A 21,602-nucleotide genomic window follows, 5' to 3' on the forward strand; every position below is an offset into this window, starting at 1 on the left:
ATGCCGTGGCCTTCCACTTGGCCCGTCACATCGAACGAAGGACCGGACAATCGACGGGAAGACTCGGCACCACGACCCCTGTCATAACGGAGTGAACGGGCGGTTAAGGTCGAAACGCTCAAGGCATGCAGCAAGACGGCTTTAACATATCTCGACTATTCTTCTTTGGCAGGGGCAACGGGACAGCAGTGATGACGGTTCCCGAAACCCCGATGCCGTCGCGTTTCCGAGGCCGCCGGAGTTTGATGGAAGCATTCGGCACGATAACCGGCAAGTTGCTTGGCACGATCCGGGGATGGATCGTCATCGCTTTCCTGATCATGAGCGCGATCACCGGAGCGCTCGGATTGTCGGCCGCCTCCAGCATCCGCCGGACCGACGAACTCGTCAGCCAGACCTTCGACCGCTCGCTGATGTCGATCAACTACGCGCGCGCCGCCGCCACCGATTTCGCCGGGATGCGGACGGCCGAAGCGCGGCGCTGGATGGTCACCGACCCGGCGGCCCGCACGGTTCTCGACGAGCGCCTCGTCGGTCTGCAGCGCCTGCTCGCCGAGGACCTTGAGATCGCCGTGGAGCGCGCCCAGTCCGAGCGGGCGACGCGAGCGGCGCAGGCGGCCGAGCAGGCGGTCGCCGCCTGGACGGAGGCGCGGGCCAGGATCACCGATCTCGGCCGGGACGAAGCGGCCTATGCGGACCTGGACCGCCACGCCGCCGTGGCGGAGGAAAACTTCGACCTGTTCATCAACTACACCGCGGGCGACGGCTTCATCTATCGTCAGCAGGCCCGCGCCATCGTGGCTCGGGAGACCCGGTTCAATCTCCTCGGAACCCTCATCGCCGTGCTCTTGTCCGGCACCGTGGCGTTCTGCCTGGCACGCCGCATCATGAACCCGCTCGCCGATGCCTCGCGGGCGGCCACCCGCATCGCGGGCGGCGATCTCAGCGGCACCATGCCGGCCGGCGGCGGCGACGAGGTCGGAACCCTGCTGGCCGCCATGGGCACCATGCGGGACAATATCCGCCATGCCATGGAGAAGGAGGTCGCGCAGCGGATTTCCGCCGAGGACCAGCTCGCCGACGCCCTGGAGACCTCGCGGGAAGGCATCGTCGTCGTCGACGAGGCCGGACGGATCACCCTGACCAACAGCCAGGCGGAGGATTATCTCGGCCTCTCCTCCGGTACTCTGGCACCGGGCAGCACGATCGCCCGTCTCGCCGAGGGCCATGGCGGCGATTCGGGCACGCTCGCCCAGGCTCTCCTGTCCGCCACCGACGAGCGCAGCGAACTCCGCCTCGCCGACGGCCGCTGGCTCCGGATCAGCCGGAGCGACACCCGCACCGGCGGGTTCATCGCGGTCTGCAGCGACATCACCCTGCTCAAGATCCAGGAGGCGACCCTCCAATCCACCAACCTGCGGCTCGACACCGCCCTCGACAACATGTCCCAGGGCCTGTGCCTGTTCGATTCCACCGGGCGGCTCACCGTCGTGAACCGGCGCTACTGCGAGATCTTCGGCCTCGCTTCGGCGCAGCTCCCCTTCGGCCTGACCTACCACGAGGTCGCGTCCTTGAGCGCCGCGCGGTGCGACTACCCGGAGCCGGCGCCGGACGCCTTCGTCCGCGCGCAGGCCGAAACCGCGAGCGGCGGCACCGTGGACGCGGATTTCCTCCATCTCGGCGATGGCCGGGTGGTCGCCGTCTCGCACAAGGCGGTGCGCGGGGGCGGCCTCGTGGCGACCTACGAGGACGTGACCGAGCGCCGGGAAGCCGATGCCCGCATCGCCTTCATGGCCCGCCACGACGTTCTCACCGGCCTGCCGAACCGGGCGATGTTCGGCGAGCGGATCGAGGAGGCGGTGGCGCATCTCGGCGCCGGCAGCCCGTTCTCGGTGCTCTGCCTCGACCTCGATCGCTTCAAGGAGGTCAACGACACCCTGGGGCATCCGGTGGGCGACGCCCTCCTGCGGGCCGTCGCGGATCGGCTCCGGGCCTGCGTGCGGGACGTCGACACCGTGGCGCGTCTCGGCGGCGACGAATTCGCCATCATCCTGTCGGAGACCGGCCGCCCGCAGGAGGCCGCCGTGCTGGCCCGCCGGATCGTCGAGGTGGTCAGTGCGCCCTACGAGATCGACGGCCATCGTGCCAGCGTCGGCGTGAGCATCGGCGTCTGCTTCGCGCCCGGCGACGGCACGACCTGCGACAAGCTCCTCAAGAACGCCGATGTCGCCCTCTACCGCGCCAAGGCGGATGGGCGCGGAACCTGGCGCTTCTTCGAAGCCGAAATGGATATCAGCCTCCAGGCGCGCCGGGCCCTCGAACTCGATCTGCGCGAGGCGCTGGCGCGCGAAGAATTCGAGCTGCACTACCAGCCGATCTACGATTTCCGTGCCCGCCGCGTCGGAGGCTTCGAGGCGCTGGTTCGCTGGCGCCATCCGATGCGCGGTCTCGTCCCCCCCGGGGATTTCATCGCCGTCGCCGAGGAGATCGGCCTCATCGTACCGCTGGGAGCCTGGTGCCTCACCACCGCCTGCACCGAGGCGATGCGCTGGCCCGACGGCATCAAGGTCGCGGTCAACGTCTCGGCGGTGCAGTTCCGCGACGAGGTCATCGTCGAGGCGGTGCGCCAGGCCCTGTCGGCGAGCCGCCTCCCCCCGGGACGGCTCGAACTGGAGATCACCGAGTCGGTGCTGCTCAAGGACAACCTGGCCACGCTGGCGACGCTCTACGCCCTGCGCCGCCTCGGAGTGCGGATCGCCATGGACGATTTCGGCACCGGCTACTCATCCCTGAGCTACCTGCGCAGCTTCCCGTTCGACAAGATCAAGATCGACCAGTCGTTCGTGCGCGACATCACCAACAAGACCGATTCCGGCCTGATCGTCCGGGCGGTGATCGGCCTCGGCCTCAGCCTCGGCATGCGCACCACCGCCGAGGGGATCGAGACCGAGGCCCAGTTCGAGCGCCTGCGGAGCGAGGGCTGCGACGAGGGCCAGGGCTATTACTTCGCCCGGCCGAGCCCGGCCAGCGAAGTTCCGAAGGCGATCGAGCGCTGGTCGCGCGGGACCGGCGAGACCGGGCGGGCCGTGGCCTGAAACAGGCCCCTGCCTGAGACAGGTCTTCGTCCCGGAAGTGCAATCGTGTCGGACGGCTCCGGGCAGCGCGGGAGCGGTCTCCCGCGCCGGCCCGACACTCAGTCGACGACCTTGAGGTCGTCGACGGCGACATCGCCGTTCTGGCTCGAGAAGGTCGGCGATCGCCCGTTCGACTGCGAGACGCCGCTGATCTGGTGGTCGCCGCTGTCGTAGGTGGTGAGCTTGCCGTCGGCTTCGATCAGCAGGCGATGCTTGTCGGGAAAGAACGCGTAGCGCATGTCGTTCTGGCCGCCGCTGGTCGAGGGCTGGCCCAGCTCCTGCGGCCACCAGGGATCCGATCCCTTCATCGGTTCCATCGGCTTCATCGGTTCCATGGGCTTCATGGGGGCCATCGGCTTCATCGGTTCCATCGGGGCCGTCTCGCTCTGGGTGGGTGTGAAGGCACGGCTACGCCCCAGACCCGCGAAGGTTGCATCGCAGCACGGCGGAATCGAAGCACCTCCGCCATGGCGGCCCGATCGTCACCGGAGACATCCGTCCGCCGGGATCGCGGACTCGACCTGGGCCGCCATTGAATTCGCCCCGGCGCGGAGGCATATCGCGCTCGCTTCTCATTCTTTTCGCCATCAGGAGGCCTTCCCTTGAGCGACACCGTGGAACGGCACGAATTCGGTGCCGAAGTCGGCCGCCTGTTGGACCTCGTGGTCCACGCGCTCTATTCCGACCGCGAGATCTTCCTGCGCGAGTTGGTGGCCAATGCCGCCGACGCCATGGACCGGCGCCGCTTCGAGGCGCTGACCGACCAGGCCTCCGCCCTGCCGCCCGATGCCAAGGTCCGCATCGTCCCCGACAAGGCCGCCCGAACCCTGACGCTCTCGGATGCCGGCATCGGCATGACCAAGGCGGAACTGGCCCAGAACCTCGGCACCATCGCGCGCTCGGGCACCCGGGCCTTCAGCCAGAGCCTGGGAGACGCCAAGCCCGAGGACAAGCCGAGCCTGATCGGGCAGTTCGGCGTCGGCTTCTACTCGGCCTTCATGGTCGCCGACCGGGTCACCGTCACCTCGCGCCGCGCCGGCTCGGACGAGGCCTGGACCTGGGCCTCCGAGGGACAGGGCAGCTACACCCTGGAGCCCGCCACCCGCGCAGAGCCCGGCACCGACATCGTCCTGCACCTCAAGGACGATGCCGACGAGTACCTCGAAAGCTACCGGCTCGACCACGTCGTGCGCAAATGGGCCGACCACATCACCGTGCCGATCGCCATCCAGGGCGAGGACGGCAAGGAGGAGAACGCCAACCAGGGCACGGCACTGTGGCGCAAGGCGAAGTCCGAGGTGACGCCCGAGCAGTACACCGCGTTCTACCGCCATGTCGGCATGAACTTCGACGAGCCCTGGGCCACCCTGCACTGGCGCGCCGAAGGGGCTCTGGAATTCTCCGCCCTGCTGTTCGTGCCCGGCATGAAGCCGTTCCAGGCGGTGGAGGGCGAACGCGCCAGCAAGGTGCGCCTGCATGTCCGGCGCATGTTCATCACCGACGAAGCCGAACTGCTTCCCTCCTGGCTGCGCTTCGTGCAGGGCGTGGTCGACACCGAGGACCTGCCGCTCAACGTCTCGCGCGAGATGCTGCAGGCGACGCCGGTGCTGACCAAGATCCGTCGCGCCGTTACCGGGCGGGTGCTGTCTGAACTCACCACCCGGGCGAAGGACGCCGAGGGCTACCGGCCGTTCTGGGAGAATTTCGGCCCGGTCCTCAAGGAAGGCATCTACGAGGATCACGAGCGCCGGTCCGAGATCGCGCCGCTGCTGCGCTTCCACTCCTCGGCCGTCGAGGGCTGGACCTCCCTGCCCGACTACGTCTCCCGCATGAAGGACGGCCAGGACGCGATCTACTACCTCGTGGCCGACGATGCCGACGCCCTCCGGAGCTCGCCGCAGCTCGAAGGCTTCCGGGCGCGCGGGGTCGAGGTGCTGCTGCTCTCCGACCATGTCGACGCGTTCTGGCCGGAGGCACTCGGGCGCTTCGACGACAAGCCCCTGCGCTCGGTCACGCAGGGGTCGGTCGACCTGTCGAAATTCGCCAGCGAGACCCCCGAGGGTGAGGAGGCTCCGGCCTCCGTCGAGGCGCTCGTCGCCGCCCTGAAGACCACACTGGCTGCGGATGTGTCGGACGTACGAGCCACCGACCGGCTCGTCGAGAGCGCCGTGGTGCTGTCCGCCTCGGGTCATGGCCCCGACCTGCAGATGCAGCGCCTGCTGCGTCGCGCCGGGCGGGGCGCCGGCGGCCTGCCGGTCCTCGAGATCAATCCGCGCCATCCGCTGATCCGCTCCCTCGGGGCCCGGATCGAGGCGCAGGAGGATATCGCCGACGCCGCCGGCACGCTGCTCGACCTGGCCCGCGTCCAGGACGGCGACACGCCGCGCGATCCGGTCGCCTTCGCGCAGAAGATGGCGGCGGCTCTCGCGGCAGCCTGAGCGCGGTCGTCGGAACGACCGGATATCCCGGCGGGCGCAGCCCGCCGGGACGATCGGCCGGGCGCCTGCCGGCGGGACATTCCCGGATCCGCCATCGCGCCGACGCGGAACACGGCAGATTGGCCACGGACGGCGGCGCCCGCCGGCGTTAGAACCCCCGCCGATGGACCTTCGACCCTATCAGCGTGCCAGCCTCGATGCCCTGTACGCCGCCTGGACGCGCCGGGCCGGCGCCGGGCTCATCGTCCTGCCCACCGGAGCCGGCAAGTCGCTCGTCATCGCGGCCCTGGTGCGGGAGGTGCTGGATCGCGATCCGGCCCACCGCATCGTCGTCGTCACCCACACCCGCGAGTTGATCGCGCAGAACCACCGCGAACTCCTCGCGCTCTGGCCCGAGGCCCCCGCGGGCATCTATTCCGCCGGGCTGGGACGCCGCGACGCCGGCGCGCAGGTCCTGTTCTGCGGCATCCAGTCGATCTGGAACCGGACGCACGACCTCGACCCGTTCGAGCTCGTCATCGTGGACGAGGCCCATCTCATCCCGCGCGACGCGGAAACCCGCTACGGCCGCTTCCTCGCCGCCCTGCGAACCGCACGCCCCCATCTGCGCGTCGTCGGCCTCACCGCCACGCCCTATCGCCTCGACAGCGGCCGTCTCGACGCGGGTGCGGGCCGGCTGTTCGAGGACATCGTCTACGAGGCCAATGTCGGCGACCTCATCCATCAGGGCTACCTCGCTCCCCTGGTCTCCAAGGCCACCATCACCGCCCTCGACGTGAGTGGCGTGCCGCGGCGCGGCGGCGACTACATCCCCAGTGCCCTCGAGGCGGCGGTGAACCAGGACTGGATCACCCGCGCGGCGGTGGAGGAACTGGTGGGCTACGGGCACGGGCGGCGCGCCTGGCTCGCGTTCTGCGCCGGCATCGCCCACGCCACGGCCGTCCGCGACGCGATCCGGGACGAAGGGTATTCCTGCGAAACCCTCTCGGGCGAGACGCCGAAGCGGATGCGCGACCGCATCGTCCGCGACTTCCGCGAGGGCCGGGTGCGCTGCCTGACCTCGGTGGGCGTGCTCGCCACCGGTTTCAACGTACCCCAGGTCGATCTCATCGCGCTGTTGCGGCCCACGCAAAGCACCGGGCTCTACGTGCAGCAGGTGGGCCGGGCCCTGCGGCGCGCGCCCGGCAAGACCGACGCGCTCATCCTCGATTATGCCGGGCTGGTGCGGATGCACGGCCCCGTCGACATCGTCACCGCCCGCAGCGCGGCGGCGATCCGGGGCCGCGAGGGCGAGATCCGCGCCAAGGCCTGCCCCGGCTGCGGCGCCCTGATCGCCCTCAATGCCAGCACCTGCGAGGCCTGCTGGGTCGAGCCCGACGGGGAGGAGGCCGGTCCGAGCCACGAAGCGTCCGCCGACGATGAACACCCGATCCTTTCCAACCCGGGGCCGGCCCGGACCTCCGCCACCTGGGAGCCCATCGCCGACTGGAGCTTCGTGGCCCGTCCGCGCTCCGGCTTCCCCGACGACCTCGCCGTGACCTTCCACTTGCGCGACGGGCGGCACCACCAGATCGTCATCGGTCTCGCCCAGGCCGGTTACCCGCGCGAGAAGGCGGTGCAGTGGTGGCGGCACCTCGGGGGCGGGCGCGACGCGCCGATGACCGCCGCCGAGGCCCTGGAGCAGACCGATGCCCTCACCCGCCCGGAGGCGATCGAAATCTGGCCGAACGGTCGCCTGACGGAAGCGGTTCGCTATCGCTTCCCGGATGGCCGCACCTTCTCCGACACGCGCCGGCTGGGAGATCTCGCCGCCTAGCCACGGGCTCGCCGTCACCCGACCGACGATCCGTCCCGCCCCCCCAGCACCGGACTTGCGCGCCGTTGACGGCCCTGCTAGCGCAAGGCGGCACGCCGGTTTAGCTCAGCTGGTAGAGCAACCGCCTTGTAAGCGGTAGGTCGCGAGTTCAAGTCCCGCAACCGGCACCACTTTTTCTGCGCCGAGTTGAAACTTTTGATTCTGGTTTCAACTCGGCTTACGAAATCGGCTTTTGGTGGGGGTCCAAGGCGCTTCCAAATGTGCCTTCTGAGCCATAGCCGCCCCCTCATCCCCTATCCCGGATGGCCCGCAGCAGTCGCCAACCCCCGATGTCGGCCTCATTGAAGCAGAAGATCGCCCCAGCAAACCCGCAGCTCTGGCGCAAGGCCTTTCTCGATCTCCGGCCGAGCGTCGTTCCGTGCCCCGGCTTCACCTTCCAATCGTGGGGAGACGCTCACGAGGCGTGCGTCGACTTCCTGGACCGCTGGGCGGATGAAGCGGTAGCCCTGGGTTGGACCACGCTGGAGATCTTCGGGGTTCATCCCGAGGCCGGCACCATCCGTCCTGATTTCTGCGGCGCCCTCGTGCTCGGCACCGAGAAAGTGTCGGGCATCACGAAAACTCAGATGCGCTTCGTGAACACGACCTTCTACCGAGACACGCCAGGCCGACCTGCGGGCGCCGTCCCCATCTGGGTATTCGGGCGCTGAGCCCTATCTTGCCGCCATGGCTGAGCATCCGACCACCGGCGAACTGTTCAAGGCGAAGACGATCACCGGCGCCGAGGTCGATGCGGCGGTCGATGTCTTCATGCGCGACGCGACGGTGAGCCTGTTCCGATTCGAGAGCGGCCATACTCTGGACCCAGCCGCAGCCGTGAAGGCGCACCCGTGGGCCAAGGCTACCGTGGCAAACCAGGAAGCGACCGAGCACTTACGGCGCGCTGCCGTCCGGACCGCAATCCTACTTGGGCGGCCAGAGAAAGAGTGACTATGAGACTGATCAGAGCCGGTGCCATGGGCATCGCTGCAGCTTTAGCCCTGCTTCCTCAATCGGCAAGCGCCTACTGCTCGTGCGCATGCGTGAACGGCAAGTCGCAAAATGTCTGCTCAAATTCTTTCGACAGCGAAGTCTACTGCGTAAAGTTTTGTCCCCAGAGCGCCCTGCCTCCCGGAGTGCCACAGCGGAACCCGGACCTTGAAGGTTTCGCGGCGGATGCAGGAAAGGCTAACCCGCAAGACAAGATCTTCATCGGCGGTCAGTGACCGAAACCTCGCCCTAGCGAGCGATCATAACGATGCCAATGACTGAGCGGGATGCGGGCTATCTGTATGCCCTCGCGGACGTGCAAAGCGAGGTCCGGAAGATGGTACTGGACCCAAGCACGTCGAAGGACGGCAAGCTCGAACTGCTCGGTGTGCTGTCGCTTCTGTCGATGCTCGTCGACGCCAAGATGCAGCGCGAGGATGGCCGGGAGGTCAGAGAAACGTCTGACGAGATTGCCGCCGGGCGGGACGAATGAGCGACGCACCCCCCTCTCCGCCCTGGCGCGAGATCACGACCGACGATTACGCCCCGCGCACGTTTCCTGAGCTGTCCGGCAGCTTACCGTGGATCGCTTCGAGCGACCGAGTTTACGCGCTGCTGGAGGGGCAGCACCGGGGCGAGTACCGGCTCCGTCTGATCCTGCGCGAAGCAGTCGACCTGAAGCGCGGCCCGAAGGCCGATCCGTCCTGGTACTGGGACTATGACGCCGGGCCGCCTGCGATCACCTGCGTGGCCGAGAAGTGGATCCTGATGAAGGATGGACGGCGGCGGCGGGTGGGTGAGAACGGATTCGCGCGGTGACCCGCGAAATTTCCGAGTATTTGATCGCAAAAGGCTTGCACGTAACAGCCGTTTTGCTAGTGGGCTGCTGTAAGGTTTCTAATCCATCCCACGCCAACTTCTGTCAGCGGCTTTTCCGACGAAGATCTTTGATGGTAAAGTAGGTCACGACGATGCCCAAGGCTAGGAACCCAGAACAGAATGCCAGAAAGGCCCAAAGAGGAATCATGACTACCGATGGCCTACTGTCCGTAACGAATTGGATCTACCTACTCTCACTATTCATCGCGGCGGTGGCGAGTGTCGGCCTCTGGCGCCTTTCTATCGCATCCGGCGAGGAAAAGGATCGACAACTCGAGCACTATAAGACAGAGGCGGCCGAGAGGATAGCCGGAGCCAACGCAACAGCAGAAAGCGCCAGAGCCGAAGCCGCTCAAGCCAATGAGAGATCTAGAGGCCTTGAAAAAGATGCTGAGGTTGCGCGCGCGGAACAAGAACGCCTAAAGGTCCGGAGCCTGGATCTTGAGCTACAAATTAAGAAAATCGGCCCAAGGGAAATTCTAGTTTCACAATTTGAAGCTATCAAAGCCGCTTCGGCCGAAGAAAGTTTCAAACCCATGATAAGGCTTGATTCTGCGGGGGACCCGGAATCTCAGAGATTTGCTCAGATCATAGCAAATGCATTGGGGGAAAGTGGTTTTAGTGTCAGGGGCGGCTCGACTATTATCTCGGGCAGCAGTCCCGGTTTAGCTGTATTTGATCCGTCAGGCGCAATTCAGCGGGTTCTGATACGCGGCGGAATACAATTCGGTCAGGCTACGAACTATGGGAGTAATCAAGAGACTTTCATAGTGGTCGGGCAAAAGCCTGCGGAGTAGTTCTTGCAATGCCAAACGAAAAACCCGCCGCGGAATGCTCCGGGCGGGTGAGGTTAGGGATGGGTCGAGGCAGAGTTGATTAAGTGGGCTTGGCGAACCAAGCTCTCAGCCCGTCAGCAGCCCGGTCGATGAGCCCCAGGAACCAAGAGGCGGTATCCTCTAGAACGAACCGGCTGGCCTCGACGTACTCCGAGATATCGGGCCGGCTCCAGAGCACGATGCAGATTCCTGTCACCGCTACGCCCATCCCGATGCCCAGCACAATCCGGTTGCGCCGGGGCACGATGCCATCAACCGCGCCTGGAGCGACGATGTGCAGAGGATGCCGGAGATTGCGCTCATCAAAATCCAGAGCGAGTTCGCGTCGATGTTCGTGAACCAAATCGGCATGCCGGCGAGCCTGAAGATCACCGAGAACATGGCTTGGCAGAACGTTGCCATCCACCCGATAGTAACTCCCACGATGAGGTAGTCGCCCCGCTCCGGCGAATTAGACAGCCACGCTGCCCGCGCGTCCGGCCAGTAGACCACCACCACCATCATGGCCACGGAGGCCTGGAAGATGCGTTCGGCCAGGATCAGGTCGGCGTTCGGCACGAAGAAGTTGAGCATGAACACCGTGCCGACGAGCACGATGGTGGCGAAAACGATCTGCTTCTTGATGGTCTCGGGCGAGGTGTCGTCGTACCGGGGCATCATGATTCCGTGTCTCCCGCTTCCATCCGATCGTGCCGGAGGCGGTCGACAGCGGAGTTCGCGACCTTCCGCATGTCCCCGACGCGCAAGCCGGTCTTCCTGGTCTCGTTGGCGGCGTCCTGCGCCGACAGGATGTGCAGCTTCTCAGCCCGCTCCAGCCTGTCCTCGCCGGGGGTGCTTTGCGGATCGACGAAGTGGGGGCAGAACGCCCGGCAGAACCCGTCTCGGAGGCGGTCGAGGATCATGATGCGCGCGCTCCCGTGTTCCGGTCGATCGCTTTTCGAGACTCCTCGATCTCCTTCAGAATAGCCTTGTCGTTCGCGGCGCCGGTGAGCGCGGCCTCGGTCGCGGTCTTAAGGATGGCCGCCTGCCCGTCGCGGAGATCCTTGATCGCCTCGGTGTGGTCGACGCTGGTGGCCGACTGTCGCTCGATGGCAGTAGCGACCCGTTCCACCATCGCCTGCTTGTCGTCGAGACGAGCTTGCCACGAGTCCTTCAGCCACGAGACCAACATGCCGATCGCGGCCAAGGCGAGGGCCAGAGCCCCCACCAGTCCGTAATCCTTGATGAGGCCGGCAATCATGGCAGCAGTCATCTGCTCGGCCTCTCCTGGCATAGATCAGTGCCTCACTTCGTGGTGATTGCGGCCTGCGCGGGCGCCAGGGTGTTCGCGGCCGTGGCGCCGTCCTGCAGGTGCAGGGTGCGGAAAACGAGCTCGGCCACCCCATTCGGGCCGCCGGCGGCCGCCACCACCTTCGCAGGGGCCGCATCGACAGCGCGCTGCACTGCCTTCGCGATCACGGCCGATCCCACTGGGATCGTGAGCGCCTGACGCTTCACCACGCCCTCGGTAGCGTTCAGGGCATAATCGGTGATGGCCTTGGTCATCTGCTCGAGGCGGGCCTGGGTTAGGAACAGGCGGGCCCACGGAGCGATCTGGTAGACGGCCTTACCGAGCAGGGCGACGAGGACTGGCAGCAGTACTGATGTTAGGGTCTGGCCAATGGCCACGACCCAGTCGCCCCAGGGCAGGATGACGGCCGGCGCGACGGGTACGGGGGCGACGACCTCCGCAGCGAGGGCATGGCTGGAGAGGGCACAGGCGAGCGCCAGCGCCGCGAGCGGGAGCATGCGGTTCATGGTGGGTCCTTAGGAGGGGAGCTTGGGAGGGGAGTGCGCGACGTGACCCGGCCGGCGCGGGATCTCAGGTCAGCCGGCGTCGAAGTCGGGCAGCGGCACCGTTTGCCCGGCGAGCGCATGGGTGCAGTCGCCGAGGAATTGGATCTGCCCATCTGTCACGAAGGAGTGGCAGACGGCCGGTGGCGCTCCGGGCTTACCCACATCAGCGCCGTCGTAGCGGACCAGCACGGAGGGAGTGAACGTCGGGCGGTCGTAGTCGCCGTTGAAGCCCCAGCGCGGACCAGGCGCCGGGTCGGTCGAGCACCGGAGCCCATGAGCGCCGTCGCACCCCGGGCACCAGAACAGCGCGTAGCCGTCTTCTCCGGTTCGGAGCTTGCCGCGGCGCATCTCAGGCCACCTTCCGTACGTCAGGCGCAGCGTTATCGTTCGCCGTGGCCTTCCGGTTGTCGCCGTAGGTGTCGTCGATCCAGCGCAGGAACCGCATCAGCAGGTTGGGCTGCGCGATGACAGCCGGGGCGACCGGAATGATGACGGGTGTCGGCACCTCGGCGTGCATCACCTCGATCACGGGCGCTGCCACCGCGATTGGTTTCGCGGTCGTCGTCGCCCGCGGCATCGCGGTGGCGTAGGCGGTGACGAACTGTTGGGCCTCGGCCTGCCGGCGCGTGATGATCGCCGCCGGCTTCTTCCACATCAGGATCGCATCGTAGGCGCCGGCCGTGTCGCCCGCGTTGATGCGCTTAAGAAAGGTGGAGCCAGCGAAGGCGCCGGGCCCGATGTTGTAGGCCAGCGAGACCAATGCGTCGTAAGCGTTTTGAGATAACGCCACCTTCACGCACCGATCGACGCATTGTTCATAGGCCTTGATATCGCGCTCGAAAATTGCGTCGCATTGTGCGGACGTTATAGTCATCCCCGAAGTAACGAGTGGCGCACCCGCGGCTGAAGTGTGCCCTATGCCAATCGTAAGTACGCCAACAGTGTCGCGATAAGCCTTCAAGCGGCGGCCCTCCCGGGCAATCAGAACTGCTATCCCAATGCTAGAGGTCTTCATGGGCGATCTCACACAGGCTCGATTGATGGAGCTTTTGATCTACGATCCTGCCGCCGGCGATTTCTGCTGGCGCATAAGCCGGGGCAACAGAATACCGGCCGGCTTGAAGACGGGCTGCGTCAACAAGGTTGGATACAAGGTTATTCGCGTAGATGGGCGCCTGTACTCAGCGCACAGGCTCGCGGTTCTCTACATGACCGGAGCGATGCCTGCGGCGGACGTTGATCACATCAACAACGACCGATCTGACAATCGATGGTCCAACCTCAGGCGAGCGACCTCCTCGCAGAACTGCTGCAACACCTATAGGATGAAAAACAACACCTCTGGCGTGAAGGGCGTCTACCGTCCGGCTGGGCGCAAAAACTGGACTGCTCGGCTGAGCTTCGAAGGCACGACCCGCCATCTTGGATGCTTTCCTACAAAGGAAGCCGCCGAAGCTGCTGTCCTATCTGCAAGGGCCGCAACACATGGAGAGTTCATGAACCCTGGCTAGGCCGGCCCTCGCGAGCAATCAGCACGGCTTCGCCGATGGGCGAGAGGTCCATGGGTGGTCTCTAAATCAAACGTAGCAGGGATTCCGCCTCACGATCGCTGCCCGCGACCAGGATTGCGACTCGGCGAGACTTGAGGGTAAGTCCGAAGCTTATCGGATTGCAGGCGGTGCAATGAATTGGCAGGCCCGAGTCTTATCAGGAGTAGCACTTTTTGCTCTGCTGACTATTGTTTTTGCGTCTTTGATATCGAGCAGACCATACAACAATTACGTTTATGATTTGTCAAATAATCAAAATTACTGCAACGCCAAGATAACGGCCGACGAGCGCAAGAACTCCAAGGAATGTCAGGGTGTTATCTATAGAGCTCTTGATGACCCGGCGACACTCGTTAATGGCTTCACCGCCATCATAACCCTCGCAATGTTCGTAGTAACCTATAGACTTTATCGAACAGCTACACAGCAGAGCGGTGCTGCTATTTCAGCAAGCGATGCCGCCGCGGCTAGTGCTAATGCTGCCAATCATGCACTGGGTCTTGAAAGAGCCTGGATCGCGGCACCAACAATCGTGATTGAATCCGGGTGTGTGGGCAATGGTTTGTTTGCACTCGAATTCAAGAATACAGGAAGAGAGCCAGTGCGCGGTGCATACGTGGGTGCGAGACTTGTGAGGAACGACATATTTAAGGAGAGAGATGACTTGGAGGCCGAAGTAATAAGTCGTGCCAATACTAATATTGCCGAATTTAAAGGCATGGTCGTTGTGCCGAACGGTTCAATATTAATAGAAAATAAACAACAGATGGTTGATATTCCGTTTGATATACTTGGAAGTTTCAAGGAAATCGCTGGGATGCCTATTCCTCATATCGTCGGATGTATCGTGTACGGGTCACCTGATGGGAGAGTCGCTCACCACACAACTTTTGCCATTCCTCTCAAGGAAAAGGATGGCGGCTTGGCCGCCGGTACGGCTTGGACTAGCGCTGCTCAGTAGTGCCGTCGTTTGAGTATGGTCCCCAATGTTTGAAGAAATGTCGTGTTAAGCTAGAGCTAGGTGGCGCAGCGAACAGACCGCCGGGCTTCAGTGCGCTTCCCATGCCGTGCCCGAGCAGAATACCGGCAGCCGCTCCGCGCCGCCGCCGGTCAGGGCGCCGCGGTATGTGATGTTCCTGGCGTCGTTGACGTAGGCCATCGCTCCCTCGCGGCTGGCGTTGCAGGCCGGGAGTGTGGCGACACTGAACATGGCGAGTTGCACGGGGGCCTGCATCTGCACGGTGCCCGTCCCGCTCGGCGAAAGAGCAAGGCTGGCGTTCGCGCTCCCGACCGCCACAAGACGTGCCGGGTTGCCGGCGGCGCTGCCGCCCTGAACCTGCATGCCGTTCACGTCGCTCGCCTTGGCTGCGACCTGCATCGTCACTGCGCCGCCGCCATCGAACTGAACACCGCCATCGGTGAAGGTCATGCCAAGCGGGTCACCGGATGGGGAGACATCGGCGCGGATCTTCGCAGCCTGCCTCAGCGTGCTGTCGATCCACGCGTAGGTCGCGCCCCGGCCTGCCTCGATCGCCGTGCACGCCTTGCCGCCGGCTCCGTCACAGCCCGTCAATCCGTCCTGAGCGAAGATGAGGCCCTTCCGGAACTTCGCCCCGTTGCCGTGGATCACCAGCGCAACCGAGGCATCGACCGCGTTGGCCAGCTTCGTTCCATCCCAGCACGAGCCTGCGAAGGTCGTGCAGTTGCCGCCCGAGGCGAGATTGAGCGCCGCGGACGAGTAGTTGAAGTAGGCGTTCGGCGCGGTGTTCTTGGCGCTGATGTCGGCCACGTCGGTCGAGCCGAGTTCGGTGACGTTGATCTCCATCGCCTGCGCCGAGCCGGCGCCAGTCTTGCGCCGCGCTTCAAAGTAGCCGCCCCAGGCGGACGTCAGGGGGACGACCGAGCCATCGGTGCGGAAGTTGAAGCCCCAGCCCATCGTGCCGATCGGGAGTCGACCAGAGGACGTCATATCCGTCGTGCGCGTTGCGCCGACGATGCCCACGTCGCCGATGCCTGACAAGGATACGGTCTGACCGATGCCGCCGTAAGCGTACTGAGAGGCCGACCCACCGGCGGCGTTTCCAAGCCAATTCGTCGGCGGGCCCGAGGGCGGCGAGTTGATCAAAGTCCGGCTGTTCAGGGTGAAGTAGGCAGCGTCGAGGTTCGCGAATCCGGTCAGGCCGGGCGCCTTGAACCCAGAGAGGTCGCCCAGCAGGCGCGCCAGCGTGTTGGCGGAGGCGGTCACTGAGGGAGTGACGCTCATCCCAGACAGGTTGCCCGTCGAGCCTTGGTCGGTCGATGGTAGCACGAGAGCGTCGGGCGTGGCGGTGTACTTGTTGCCCTGCCAGCGCCCGAGGGTCGGGCCGCCCGGCAGTATCACCCGGCTACTGTTATCGATCCGGCCCTGCCCGAGAAGCTGATCGGCCTTGGCTGGAGCGATAGTGGCGAACGCGGCGAAGGCCGCCAGGAGGAGCTTGCGCATCAGACGGTCCAGAGGTTGGTGCCGTTGGAGTGGAATGCGAACTTCCCGTAGGGGCTCGCGATGATCTGGTTCGGCTGGCCCACGATCGTGTCGGAGCCGGCCGCGGTCACGATGATGGATCTATCGGTCGAGCAGTCTCCCGTCTCGTCAGCGACGTAGAGGGGCTGCCCCTGCGGATAGGCGTTGGCCGCCGGCAGCGTGATCGTGCGGGGCGCGGTGAGTTTGGCGAGCCCGACGTAGGTGTCCGCCACCTTGACCGCGTAGTTCGTGTCCTGGACGGCCGCTCGGCTGAAGGCGGCAACGGACAGTGCCGCACGCACAGCCGCGGCATCCTGCGCCTTCAGCAGCGCCCGGCCGATGTCGGTGCCGTCGGAGATCTGCGCCGCTCCGATCTGCGAGGGTCCAGGTGCGCCCTGCGCCGCTGCCACCACGAGATTGAACGACGTGCTCTCGGAAACGAGGGCGACCTGCGGGATCTCGTCGATCGACAGGCCCTCCGCGCCGTCGAAGACCGCGAAGGGCACCACGCCGAGCGTCTGCCGCCGGCCGTAGGTGTCGATCTTGTAGATGAGCACCCGGGTGCGGTCCTTGGCGACCAGCCCCGACGCATCGCCGCGCGCCTGGGCGGTCAGAAGGCGTGAGGCGATCACCGTGAACTGGCCGGCGGCATCCGAGACCCGCACGATGCCGCCGTTGGCCACTGTGAGGGGCTGGAACACGGTGTAGCCGGACAGCCAGAGTTCAGCGCCGATCGTCGAACCCGTGAGGTCTACAGGGGCACCGCCTGGATCGCGCAGGGTGCACGGTATGACCCAGTCGTCGCGCTTCCAGCGCTGAAGGGGAGTGATCGCGTTCATGCCTGCACCGCCTGGTTCGTACCGCTGATGACCCACTTCGAGCCGTTGTCGATCACCTCGACTCCCGTGCCGGCGTTTGCCGCCTCCAGCACGCCGGCCGCGCTCGGCGCTCGACCATCACGAGCGAAGGCTTTGCGTCCTGGAGTGCCGGCCTTGGGAAGATCTGCGACCGAGAAGGCAGGAAGGATCGGCGTCGCGAAGGGCAGACCCGCCGCGATCTTGCCCTCGATCGTGCCCATGCGCGCGGCGAGCGCCGACACGTCGGGAGCGTAGACGCCGGCAAAGGTGGCGTTGCTCGCGCCGAGCAAGCCGATGGCCGTGGCACCGTCTGCCCCGTAGGTCCGAAGGTATGGGCGCCAGGACACGGCGCCCTTCGGTGGCACGATGGCTGGCGCATCACCCACCAGAGATGGCACCCGGATCGTCAGCAAGCGTGGGCCGTCCTGGCGCAGCAGATTGGTCTCGCGCCGGATCAGGGTCTGGCCCGCATCGCGGTCCGATGCATCGAGCCACTGGATGCCGAGGTCGACGGCGTTGTTATTCGGGTCGAGCACGTCGGCGAGACGCCAGTATCGAGCCCGCAGGATCCAGATCGCGTCGGGGTCGACGGCGATGGTCCCGCGCGGCGCAATCAGGCCCGCACCGGTGATCTGGTAAGCCGCGCCCAGAGCGGTCGAGACCCGACCGTTGGCGTTGAGCGCTGGAGCATCCTCCGTCGAGCCAATTGCCGTGGCTGAGAAGGCGATCGGCGAAACTCCAGGCTGATCTCCGCGCAGGATGGCGAGGAGGGTCGCAGCATCGCCCTTTACCCGATCCGAGTTCGCGATGCTGAGCAGCTGTTCCAGGATCTCGATGGATACCTGCTCAGCCGCCAATGCCACCTGCTGTATCAGGATGTCGACTTGGCGCTGGGGGGCCTTATCTCGAGCCAGGAAGGCAATCTGCTGGATGAGGATGTCGACTTCGTCCTGCGAGGCCCGCGCATCAATGAGTGAGATCAGGTTCCTTGATTGCGCGTCGTCAGCTTGAGCAGCAGCAGCAATCTGCTGGCTCAAGATACCGATAGCATTCATGGCCGAGGTGATCTGACCTTGAAGACTTGCGACGGCACTCTCATCGCCGTTAGCGAGGCCGAGAACCGCATTGACGAAGTCGCCGATCGCCATTCGTGCAAGCGCCCGAGCCCCACCGCCCGCGTCGGAGTGACCGAGCACTTCGATAAGCGGCCTGAGCGGCACGTTCGACGTGCGGATGCCGTTCTCGGCCATGGGCGTTTCCCAGTACTGGAGGGGGCGCTCGCGCTGCCCGATCAAGACGGATTGTCAGGAGGCCACCGGCCTAGAACATCAGACGACGGTGACGTTCACTGGGCCGCGCGGGATGGAGGCGATGGGCGGCGCATCGTTATCAAAGGCGACGACGAAGATGCTGTAGGGCCCAGGCGCAAGGGTGAGGTCGAGAGACAGCGGAACGTTGGGACCGCTCGCGACAGGATCGCCATAGGGGTTGGCCGTCGAGAATGCGGCTCCAGTACCGGCGGCCACGTAGACCTGTGAGGCCGTGTTGTTCGCGCTGGCGCTGCTGGTCCACATCACCCGCGCGCCGCCTGCCTGAGGCTCGGCCGCAAGCCCCTCCGGCGCCACGGGTCCGATCGGGTCCGTTGAGGCTACCACGTGGGTCATCAGGGCGGTGAACTCACCGGGCGTGCCAAGGCCCGAGATGCCGCGCGCCTTGAACTCGATGTCGTCCCCCTTCGCGTAGCCTGGCAGGAGCACCGCGCCGCTGCCAGCATCTGCGGTCGTGGAGGTGAAGGCTGTCGTCCCGCTGATCCGGCTCTGCACCTCGTAGGCGACGATGGCGACGGTGCCCGCCGGGTTCGGCTGCAGCGAAACCACGACAGGGTACGGCACGGCATCCGTGGCGACGCTGGCCGCCTCACGGCCTGAGGCGACGCCCGTGATGATTGGGGCCACCGGTGCGTCGGTGTTGGCTTGTGCCTCAGAGCCCGATCGCCCACTCCAAGGGGGCGGCACCTCGGCGTCGACCAGCTGCTCGATCTCAGGCGCGTGGTCGACGAGCGTTAGGCGCGCGGTGAAGTTTTCCATCGCCTCGACACCCTTGACCGTGCAGGCGAACGACTCCTCGGAGCCAGGGCCAAAGAAGGCGAGATTGCCAACCTCCGGCAGATCGCCGGTCCCGGAGAGGTTCAACACCTGAGTCTCGCCGAAGCCGCTGACCGCGCGCACGAGGCTTGCACCATCCGACCGACGGAAGCGGCAGGCGTAGGCCAAGCCAGCCTCGAAGGTCACCGCCTCATCAAGGTAGACGCTGGTGCCGACGACGGTTTTTATTCGAGCCGCAACCATGGTTCGATTGAGCACGTCGTGGCTCAGCTGCACCCGGTCGCCGCGAGTGACCACCAGCGCCTCGAAGTCCTGGTTCGCGGTGTAGGTATCGGGTCGGTAGACGAGTTCGTACTGGCGCCGCCGGGTCTCCTTCCAGACCATGTCCGGGTTGGTGTGGCCCGGCAGGTCCAGCTTCTCGACCACCTTCGGATCGCCGGAGAAGCCGGGGAACGGCACGATGCGGTCGGCTTTTGCGTAGCCGTTGGTCTCGTCGAGGAAGGAGACGCGGAAGGCGTCGGGGAACTTCGAGAACGGCCTCTCGCCTTGAAAGCCCCAGGAATTGCGCGGGCTGATGTGTGCGGTGACCGTGTCGAGGATCTGGTCGACGACGACGCCCCAGCGCTCGCCGCTGTCATGCGGGCTGGCCCGGCCGGCCGCCGCCACGTCCGAGAGCACGTCGAGCACCGAAGCCTCGTAGTCGTGGACCCGGTTGTAGGTCAGGCCTTTGGCGGCACAGAACGCGTGCCAGTCCTCGAGGTCGCCGATCTCGTCCAGCGTGAAGGGGTAGCGCATGGCCGGCCCTGTGAGCACGTACCGGAAGAGCGAGGCGGGGTTCTGGGTCTCACGTGTGATCCAGGCCTGCGAGGCCGTATCCCAGTCTGGGCAGATGCAGAACAGGTCGGCGTTGAACTCGTCGAGGGTGCCGTTGAGCTGGCCCGAGGCGCGGATACGCACTGCGGCCAGCGCCAGGGGCTGGTCGAAGTTGATTGGGTACTCGGGTCGGAACGAGCGTAGCGCCGACCAGGCCGAACGGCCGGTACGCTGGATGTCCTTCTTGGTCTGGTCGATGTCGTCGTAGTCGACCGTGGTACGGGTCAGCTCAATCTCGTAGCGACCACGGGCCGGGAAGTTCAGCGGGAAGGTGCGGGTCAGCGGCTTGCCGGACTGCTTGGCGGTGACGCTCAGTTTTGAGGTGAAGTCCCAGGCCACGTTGCCGACCCGCCGGAAGCGGATCGTGATATCGACCGTGACGCTGACCTTGCTACCGTCCTTCTTGAAGCCGCCGAGACCGCCCGGGAAGCTGAGGTCGATGGAGCAGGACGCGGCGTCCGGCGCGGTGAAGCGCGACTGCGGGCCGCCGGTGGGCGAGGCCGCCTTCAACTCGACCGACAGCGGCACCTCAATCACCTGCGTCGGGTACAGGGCCAGCCTCGCGTCGTCAGGGCGCCCCTCGCGCAGCTCCATCTGAACGTCGCTGAACTTCTCAATCGGCGTCTCGCCGATCCGAACGTTGCGGATGGCGAGCGGCCCGTACCCGAAGCAGAACGCGGCCGTGACGTAGCGGTCATCGCCCACAGCCTCGGTGAAGGGCAACGCTGCATAGACCGGGGCGTAGCGGTGAAACCCGAGGACGGATGGCACGACGCCGTCGGGGGTTGCTTGATTGCGCAGCCCTTGAATGGCGTAGGTCGGTGCGTCCTTCCCGTTCGTGCGAGTCGGAATCAGCGCGTTGATCAGCAGCGTGCCGGCGATCAGGGCCGAGCCCGTGATGGCGGCCGAGAGAGCCGAGGTCAGGCCGCCCGAGACCGAGCCACCAAGCCCGAGCGCACCCGCCGCAAGCCCTGGCGCATAGAACTGCCCGAGGGCCAGGGCGCCGACCGTCACCGCGATCGTGAGCACATTGCGCAGGATGTCGTCGCCCGGCACGACGCGGATGACAACCTGGGTGCCCGCCTTCGGCCGCACAGCGTGCCAGAGACCCGGCAGGATGACGTGCTCGCCGATAGTGACGCGCAAGCGGGCCCGGTCCGCGCCCGTAACCTTCGGCAGCGTGGCGGCGATCATGTCGGAGATGGTCGAGCCCGGCAGCGCGCGCGCCTCGATCCGCCCGAACGAGGGGTCGATGTGCGGCAGCGCCAGGACGCCGATGTCACCTGTCAAAGCGGTGCTCCACCAGGTCCGCGTGCCGGTAGACGCCAGCCAGACGGTGCGCCCAGCGGCCCGAGCGATAATCGACGATGGCGCTCTCCTGATCGTGGGTGATGTGGAGCATGCGCCCGCGCCCGCAAATGATGCCGACGTGAGTGTCCATGCCGGCGCGCCGAAAGATCGCCACGTCGAGATCGCGCTCCTGGCCGGGCACGACGAGGTTCCAGGGCCATTTGGTGGTTGCGCCGTCGATAATGGCGGCGATCTCCGCGCGCTCAGCCGAGGTGGCGAAGGCCTCGGCATAGGTCCGCAGCGTGATGCCGGCGACCTCTCGGTAGATCAGGACGCCCAGGCCCCAGCACGAAACGCCAGAGCAGGTGTCGCCCTTCTCCTGCCAAGTAAGGCCGACGTAGGATGCGGACCAGTGCATTGAGAGCCTGCTTTTCGAATTCGGAGCATTTGGACGTTGCG

The 21,602-nt window shown here is 65.6% G+C and carries 22 protein-coding genes and 1 tRNA gene; 11 read left to right on the forward strand and 12 right to left on the reverse strand.

Annotated features, from left to right (window positions below; translation table 11 throughout):
- Window positions 1–245 precede the first annotated feature (245 nt).
- Window positions 246–3,095: an EAL domain-containing protein gene (locus ASF57_RS16330; protein ID WP_156376186.1), complete on the forward strand. Its 2,850-nt coding sequence runs from the start codon at window positions 246–248 to the stop codon at window positions 3,093–3,095.
- 98 nt (window positions 3,096–3,193) lie between these two features.
- Here ASF57_RS16330 and ASF57_RS16335 read toward each other — a convergent pair whose 3' ends face one another.
- Window positions 3,194–3,505, reverse strand: coding sequence for a hypothetical protein (locus ASF57_RS16335; RefSeq protein WP_244476970.1), 312 nt, complete (start codon window positions 3,503–3,505; stop codon window positions 3,194–3,196).
- A gap of 231 nt (window positions 3,506–3,736) precedes the next feature.
- Here ASF57_RS16335 and htpG point away from each other — a divergent pair, with 231 nt between their 5' ends.
- From htpG to ASF57_RS25865, 8 genes are all read left to right on the forward strand, one after another.
- Window positions 3,737–5,572: a molecular chaperone HtpG gene (gene htpG, locus ASF57_RS16340; RefSeq protein ID WP_056485106.1), complete on the forward strand. Its 1,836-nt coding sequence runs from the start codon at window positions 3,737–3,739 to the stop codon at window positions 5,570–5,572.
- Window positions 5,573–5,735: 163 nt separating this feature from the next.
- Window positions 5,736–7,388, forward strand: a complete 1,653-nt coding sequence (locus tag ASF57_RS16345) for a DEAD/DEAH box helicase (protein ID WP_056485108.1) — start codon at window positions 5,736–5,738, stop codon at window positions 7,386–7,388.
- Window positions 7,389–7,482: 94 nt separating this feature from the next.
- Window positions 7,483–7,558, forward strand: a tRNA-Thr gene (locus ASF57_RS16350).
- 171 nt (window positions 7,559–7,729) lie between these two features.
- The gene (locus ASF57_RS16355) at window positions 7,730–8,098 is read left to right on the forward strand and encodes a hypothetical protein (protein WP_244476971.1); all 369 of its coding nucleotides are present in this window, start codon (window positions 7,730–7,732) and stop codon (window positions 8,096–8,098) included.
- A gap of 16 nt (window positions 8,099–8,114) precedes the next feature.
- Window positions 8,115–8,378 carry a hypothetical protein gene (locus tag ASF57_RS16360; RefSeq protein WP_056485112.1) on the forward strand — a complete coding sequence of 88 codons (264 nt, stop codon included), beginning with the start codon at window positions 8,115–8,117 and terminating at the stop codon, window positions 8,376–8,378.
- A 313-nt stretch (window positions 8,379–8,691) separates the two neighbouring features.
- Window positions 8,692–8,910, forward strand: coding sequence for a hypothetical protein (locus ASF57_RS16365; RefSeq protein ID WP_056485114.1), 219 nt, complete (start codon window positions 8,692–8,694; stop codon window positions 8,908–8,910).
- Window positions 8,907–9,236 carry a hypothetical protein gene (locus tag ASF57_RS16370; RefSeq protein WP_056485116.1) on the forward strand — a complete coding sequence of 110 codons (330 nt, stop codon included), beginning with the start codon at window positions 8,907–8,909 and terminating at the stop codon, window positions 9,234–9,236. Before ASF57_RS16365 ends, ASF57_RS16370 begins: the two co-directional genes overlap by 4 nt.
- Window positions 9,237–9,442: 206 nt before the next feature.
- A complete protein-coding gene (locus ASF57_RS25865; RefSeq protein ID WP_156376187.1) occupies window positions 9,443–10,093 on the forward strand; it encodes a hypothetical protein in 651 nt (216 codons plus the stop codon).
- 237 nt (window positions 10,094–10,330) lie between these two features.
- On the opposite strand, the gene ASF57_RS16375 is transcribed toward ASF57_RS25865, so the two are convergent.
- From ASF57_RS16375 to ASF57_RS24915, 6 genes are all read right to left on the reverse strand, one after another.
- A complete protein-coding gene (locus ASF57_RS16375; protein WP_056485118.1) occupies window positions 10,331–10,792 on the reverse strand; it encodes a hypothetical protein in 462 nt (153 codons plus the stop codon).
- Entirely contained in the window at window positions 10,789–11,034 is a 246-nt protein-coding gene (locus ASF57_RS16380; protein ID WP_056485120.1) for a hypothetical protein, read from the reverse strand. Before ASF57_RS16380 ends, ASF57_RS16375 begins: the two co-directional genes overlap by 4 nt.
- Window positions 11,031–11,372 carry a hypothetical protein gene (locus tag ASF57_RS16385; RefSeq protein WP_056485122.1) on the reverse strand — a complete coding sequence of 114 codons (342 nt, stop codon included), beginning with the start codon at window positions 11,370–11,372 and terminating at the stop codon, window positions 11,031–11,033. Before ASF57_RS16385 ends, ASF57_RS16380 begins: the two co-directional genes overlap by 4 nt.
- 44 nt (window positions 11,373–11,416) lie before the next feature.
- On the reverse strand, window positions 11,417–11,929 hold the full coding sequence (locus ASF57_RS27015; RefSeq protein WP_056485124.1) for a hypothetical protein: 513 nt from the start codon (window positions 11,927–11,929) through the stop codon (window positions 11,417–11,419).
- A 69-nt stretch (window positions 11,930–11,998) separates the two neighbouring features.
- On the reverse strand, window positions 11,999–12,316 hold the full coding sequence (locus tag ASF57_RS16395) for a DUF6527 family protein (protein ID WP_056485126.1): 318 nt from the start codon (window positions 12,314–12,316) through the stop codon (window positions 11,999–12,001).
- Window position 12,317: 1 nt separating this feature from the next.
- Window positions 12,318–12,983: a lysozyme gene (locus ASF57_RS24915; RefSeq protein ID WP_082504054.1), complete on the reverse strand. Its 666-nt coding sequence runs from the start codon at window positions 12,981–12,983 to the stop codon at window positions 12,318–12,320.
- On the opposite strand from ASF57_RS24915, the gene ASF57_RS24920 reads away from it, so the two are divergent.
- Together ASF57_RS24920 and ASF57_RS25875 are read left to right on the forward strand one after the other, a co-directional pair.
- The gene (locus ASF57_RS24920) at window positions 12,982–13,479 is read left to right on the forward strand and encodes an HNH endonuclease (RefSeq protein WP_162241570.1); all 498 of its coding nucleotides are present in this window, start codon (window positions 12,982–12,984) and stop codon (window positions 13,477–13,479) included. The two genes, ASF57_RS24915 and ASF57_RS24920, sit on opposite strands and share 2 nt — an antisense overlap.
- Window positions 13,480–13,651: 172 nt before the next feature.
- Window positions 13,652–14,479, forward strand: a complete 828-nt coding sequence (locus ASF57_RS25875; protein ID WP_156376188.1) for a hypothetical protein — start codon at window positions 13,652–13,654, stop codon at window positions 14,477–14,479.
- A gap of 87 nt (window positions 14,480–14,566) precedes the next feature.
- On the opposite strand, the gene ASF57_RS16405 is transcribed toward ASF57_RS25875, so the two are convergent.
- The 5 genes from ASF57_RS16405 to ASF57_RS16425 all read right to left on the reverse strand — a co-directional run bounded on the left by ASF57_RS16405 (window position 14,567) and on the right by ASF57_RS16425 (window position 21,561).
- Window positions 14,567–16,000: a hypothetical protein gene (locus ASF57_RS16405; protein ID WP_056485130.1), complete on the reverse strand. Its 1,434-nt coding sequence runs from the start codon at window positions 15,998–16,000 to the stop codon at window positions 14,567–14,569.
- A complete protein-coding gene (locus ASF57_RS16410; RefSeq protein ID WP_056485135.1) occupies window positions 16,000–16,857 on the reverse strand; it encodes a hypothetical protein in 858 nt (285 codons plus the stop codon). Before ASF57_RS16410 ends, ASF57_RS16405 begins: the two co-directional genes overlap by 1 nt.
- Window positions 16,854–18,125: a hypothetical protein gene (locus ASF57_RS16415; RefSeq protein WP_156376189.1), complete on the reverse strand. Its 1,272-nt coding sequence runs from the start codon at window positions 18,123–18,125 to the stop codon at window positions 16,854–16,856. Before ASF57_RS16415 ends, ASF57_RS16410 begins: the two co-directional genes overlap by 4 nt.
- A gap of 78 nt (window positions 18,126–18,203) precedes the next feature.
- On the reverse strand, window positions 18,204–21,143 hold the full coding sequence (locus ASF57_RS16420) for a hypothetical protein (RefSeq protein WP_056485139.1): 2,940 nt from the start codon (window positions 21,141–21,143) through the stop codon (window positions 18,204–18,206).
- A complete protein-coding gene (locus ASF57_RS16425) occupies window positions 21,133–21,561 on the reverse strand; it encodes an NlpC/P60 family protein (protein WP_056485141.1) in 429 nt (142 codons plus the stop codon). The genes ASF57_RS16420 and ASF57_RS16425 overlap by 11 nt, the downstream gene beginning before the upstream one ends.
- Window positions 21,562–21,602 lie beyond the last annotated feature (41 nt).

Source organism: Methylobacterium sp. Leaf117, assembly GCF_001422985.1.
Taxonomy (GTDB): Bacteria; Pseudomonadota; Alphaproteobacteria; order Rhizobiales; family Beijerinckiaceae; genus Methylobacterium.

What these genes read in the sequence shown, in the direction of transcription:
- ASF57_RS16330 (WP_156376186.1), top strand. Translation starts at nt 246, where the DNA reads ATGGAAGCATTCGGCACGATAACCGGCAAGTTGCTTGGCACGATCCGG.
- ASF57_RS16335 (WP_244476970.1), bottom strand. Translation starts at nt 3,505, where the DNA reads ATGGAACCGATGAAGCCGATGGCCCCCATGAAGCCCATGGAACCGATG.
- ASF57_RS16345 (WP_056485108.1), top strand. Translation starts at nt 5,736, where the DNA reads ATGGACCTTCGACCCTATCAGCGTGCCAGCCTCGATGCCCTGTACGCC.
- ASF57_RS16360 (WP_056485112.1), top strand. Translation starts at nt 8,115, where the DNA reads ATGGCTGAGCATCCGACCACCGGCGAACTGTTCAAGGCGAAGACGATC.
- ASF57_RS16365 (WP_056485114.1), top strand. Translation starts at nt 8,692, where the DNA reads ATGACTGAGCGGGATGCGGGCTATCTGTATGCCCTCGCGGACGTGCAA.
- ASF57_RS16370 (WP_056485116.1), top strand. Translation starts at nt 8,907, where the DNA reads ATGAGCGACGCACCCCCCTCTCCGCCCTGGCGCGAGATCACGACCGAC.
- ASF57_RS25865 (WP_156376187.1), top strand. Translation starts at nt 9,443, where the DNA reads ATGACTACCGATGGCCTACTGTCCGTAACGAATTGGATCTACCTACTC.
- ASF57_RS16375 (WP_056485118.1), bottom strand. Translation starts at nt 10,792, where the DNA reads ATGATGCCCCGGTACGACGACACCTCGCCCGAGACCATCAAGAAGCAG.
- ASF57_RS16380 (WP_056485120.1), bottom strand. Translation starts at nt 11,034, where the DNA reads ATGATCCTCGACCGCCTCCGAGACGGGTTCTGCCGGGCGTTCTGCCCC.
- ASF57_RS16385 (WP_056485122.1), bottom strand. Translation starts at nt 11,372, where the DNA reads ATGATTGCCGGCCTCATCAAGGATTACGGACTGGTGGGGGCTCTGGCC.
- ASF57_RS27015 (WP_056485124.1), bottom strand. Translation starts at nt 11,929, where the DNA reads ATGAACCGCATGCTCCCGCTCGCGGCGCTGGCGCTCGCCTGTGCCCTC.
- ASF57_RS16395 (WP_056485126.1), bottom strand. Translation starts at nt 12,316, where the DNA reads ATGCGCCGCGGCAAGCTCCGAACCGGAGAAGACGGCTACGCGCTGTTC.
- ASF57_RS24920 (WP_162241570.1), top strand. Translation starts at nt 12,982, where the DNA reads ATGGGCGATCTCACACAGGCTCGATTGATGGAGCTTTTGATCTACGAT.
- ASF57_RS24915 (WP_082504054.1), bottom strand. Translation starts at nt 12,983, where the DNA reads ATGAAGACCTCTAGCATTGGGATAGCAGTTCTGATTGCCCGGGAGGGC.
- ASF57_RS25875 (WP_156376188.1), top strand. Translation starts at nt 13,652, where the DNA reads ATGAATTGGCAGGCCCGAGTCTTATCAGGAGTAGCACTTTTTGCTCTG.
- ASF57_RS16405 (WP_056485130.1), bottom strand. Translation starts at nt 16,000, where the DNA reads ATGCGCAAGCTCCTCCTGGCGGCCTTCGCCGCGTTCGCCACTATCGCT.
- ASF57_RS16410 (WP_056485135.1), bottom strand. Translation starts at nt 16,857, where the DNA reads ATGAACGCGATCACTCCCCTTCAGCGCTGGAAGCGCGACGACTGGGTC.
- ASF57_RS16415 (WP_156376189.1), bottom strand. Translation starts at nt 18,125, where the DNA reads ATGGCCGAGAACGGCATCCGCACGTCGAACGTGCCGCTCAGGCCGCTT.
- ASF57_RS16425 (WP_056485141.1), bottom strand. Translation starts at nt 21,561, where the DNA reads ATGCACTGGTCCGCATCCTACGTCGGCCTTACTTGGCAGGAGAAGGGC.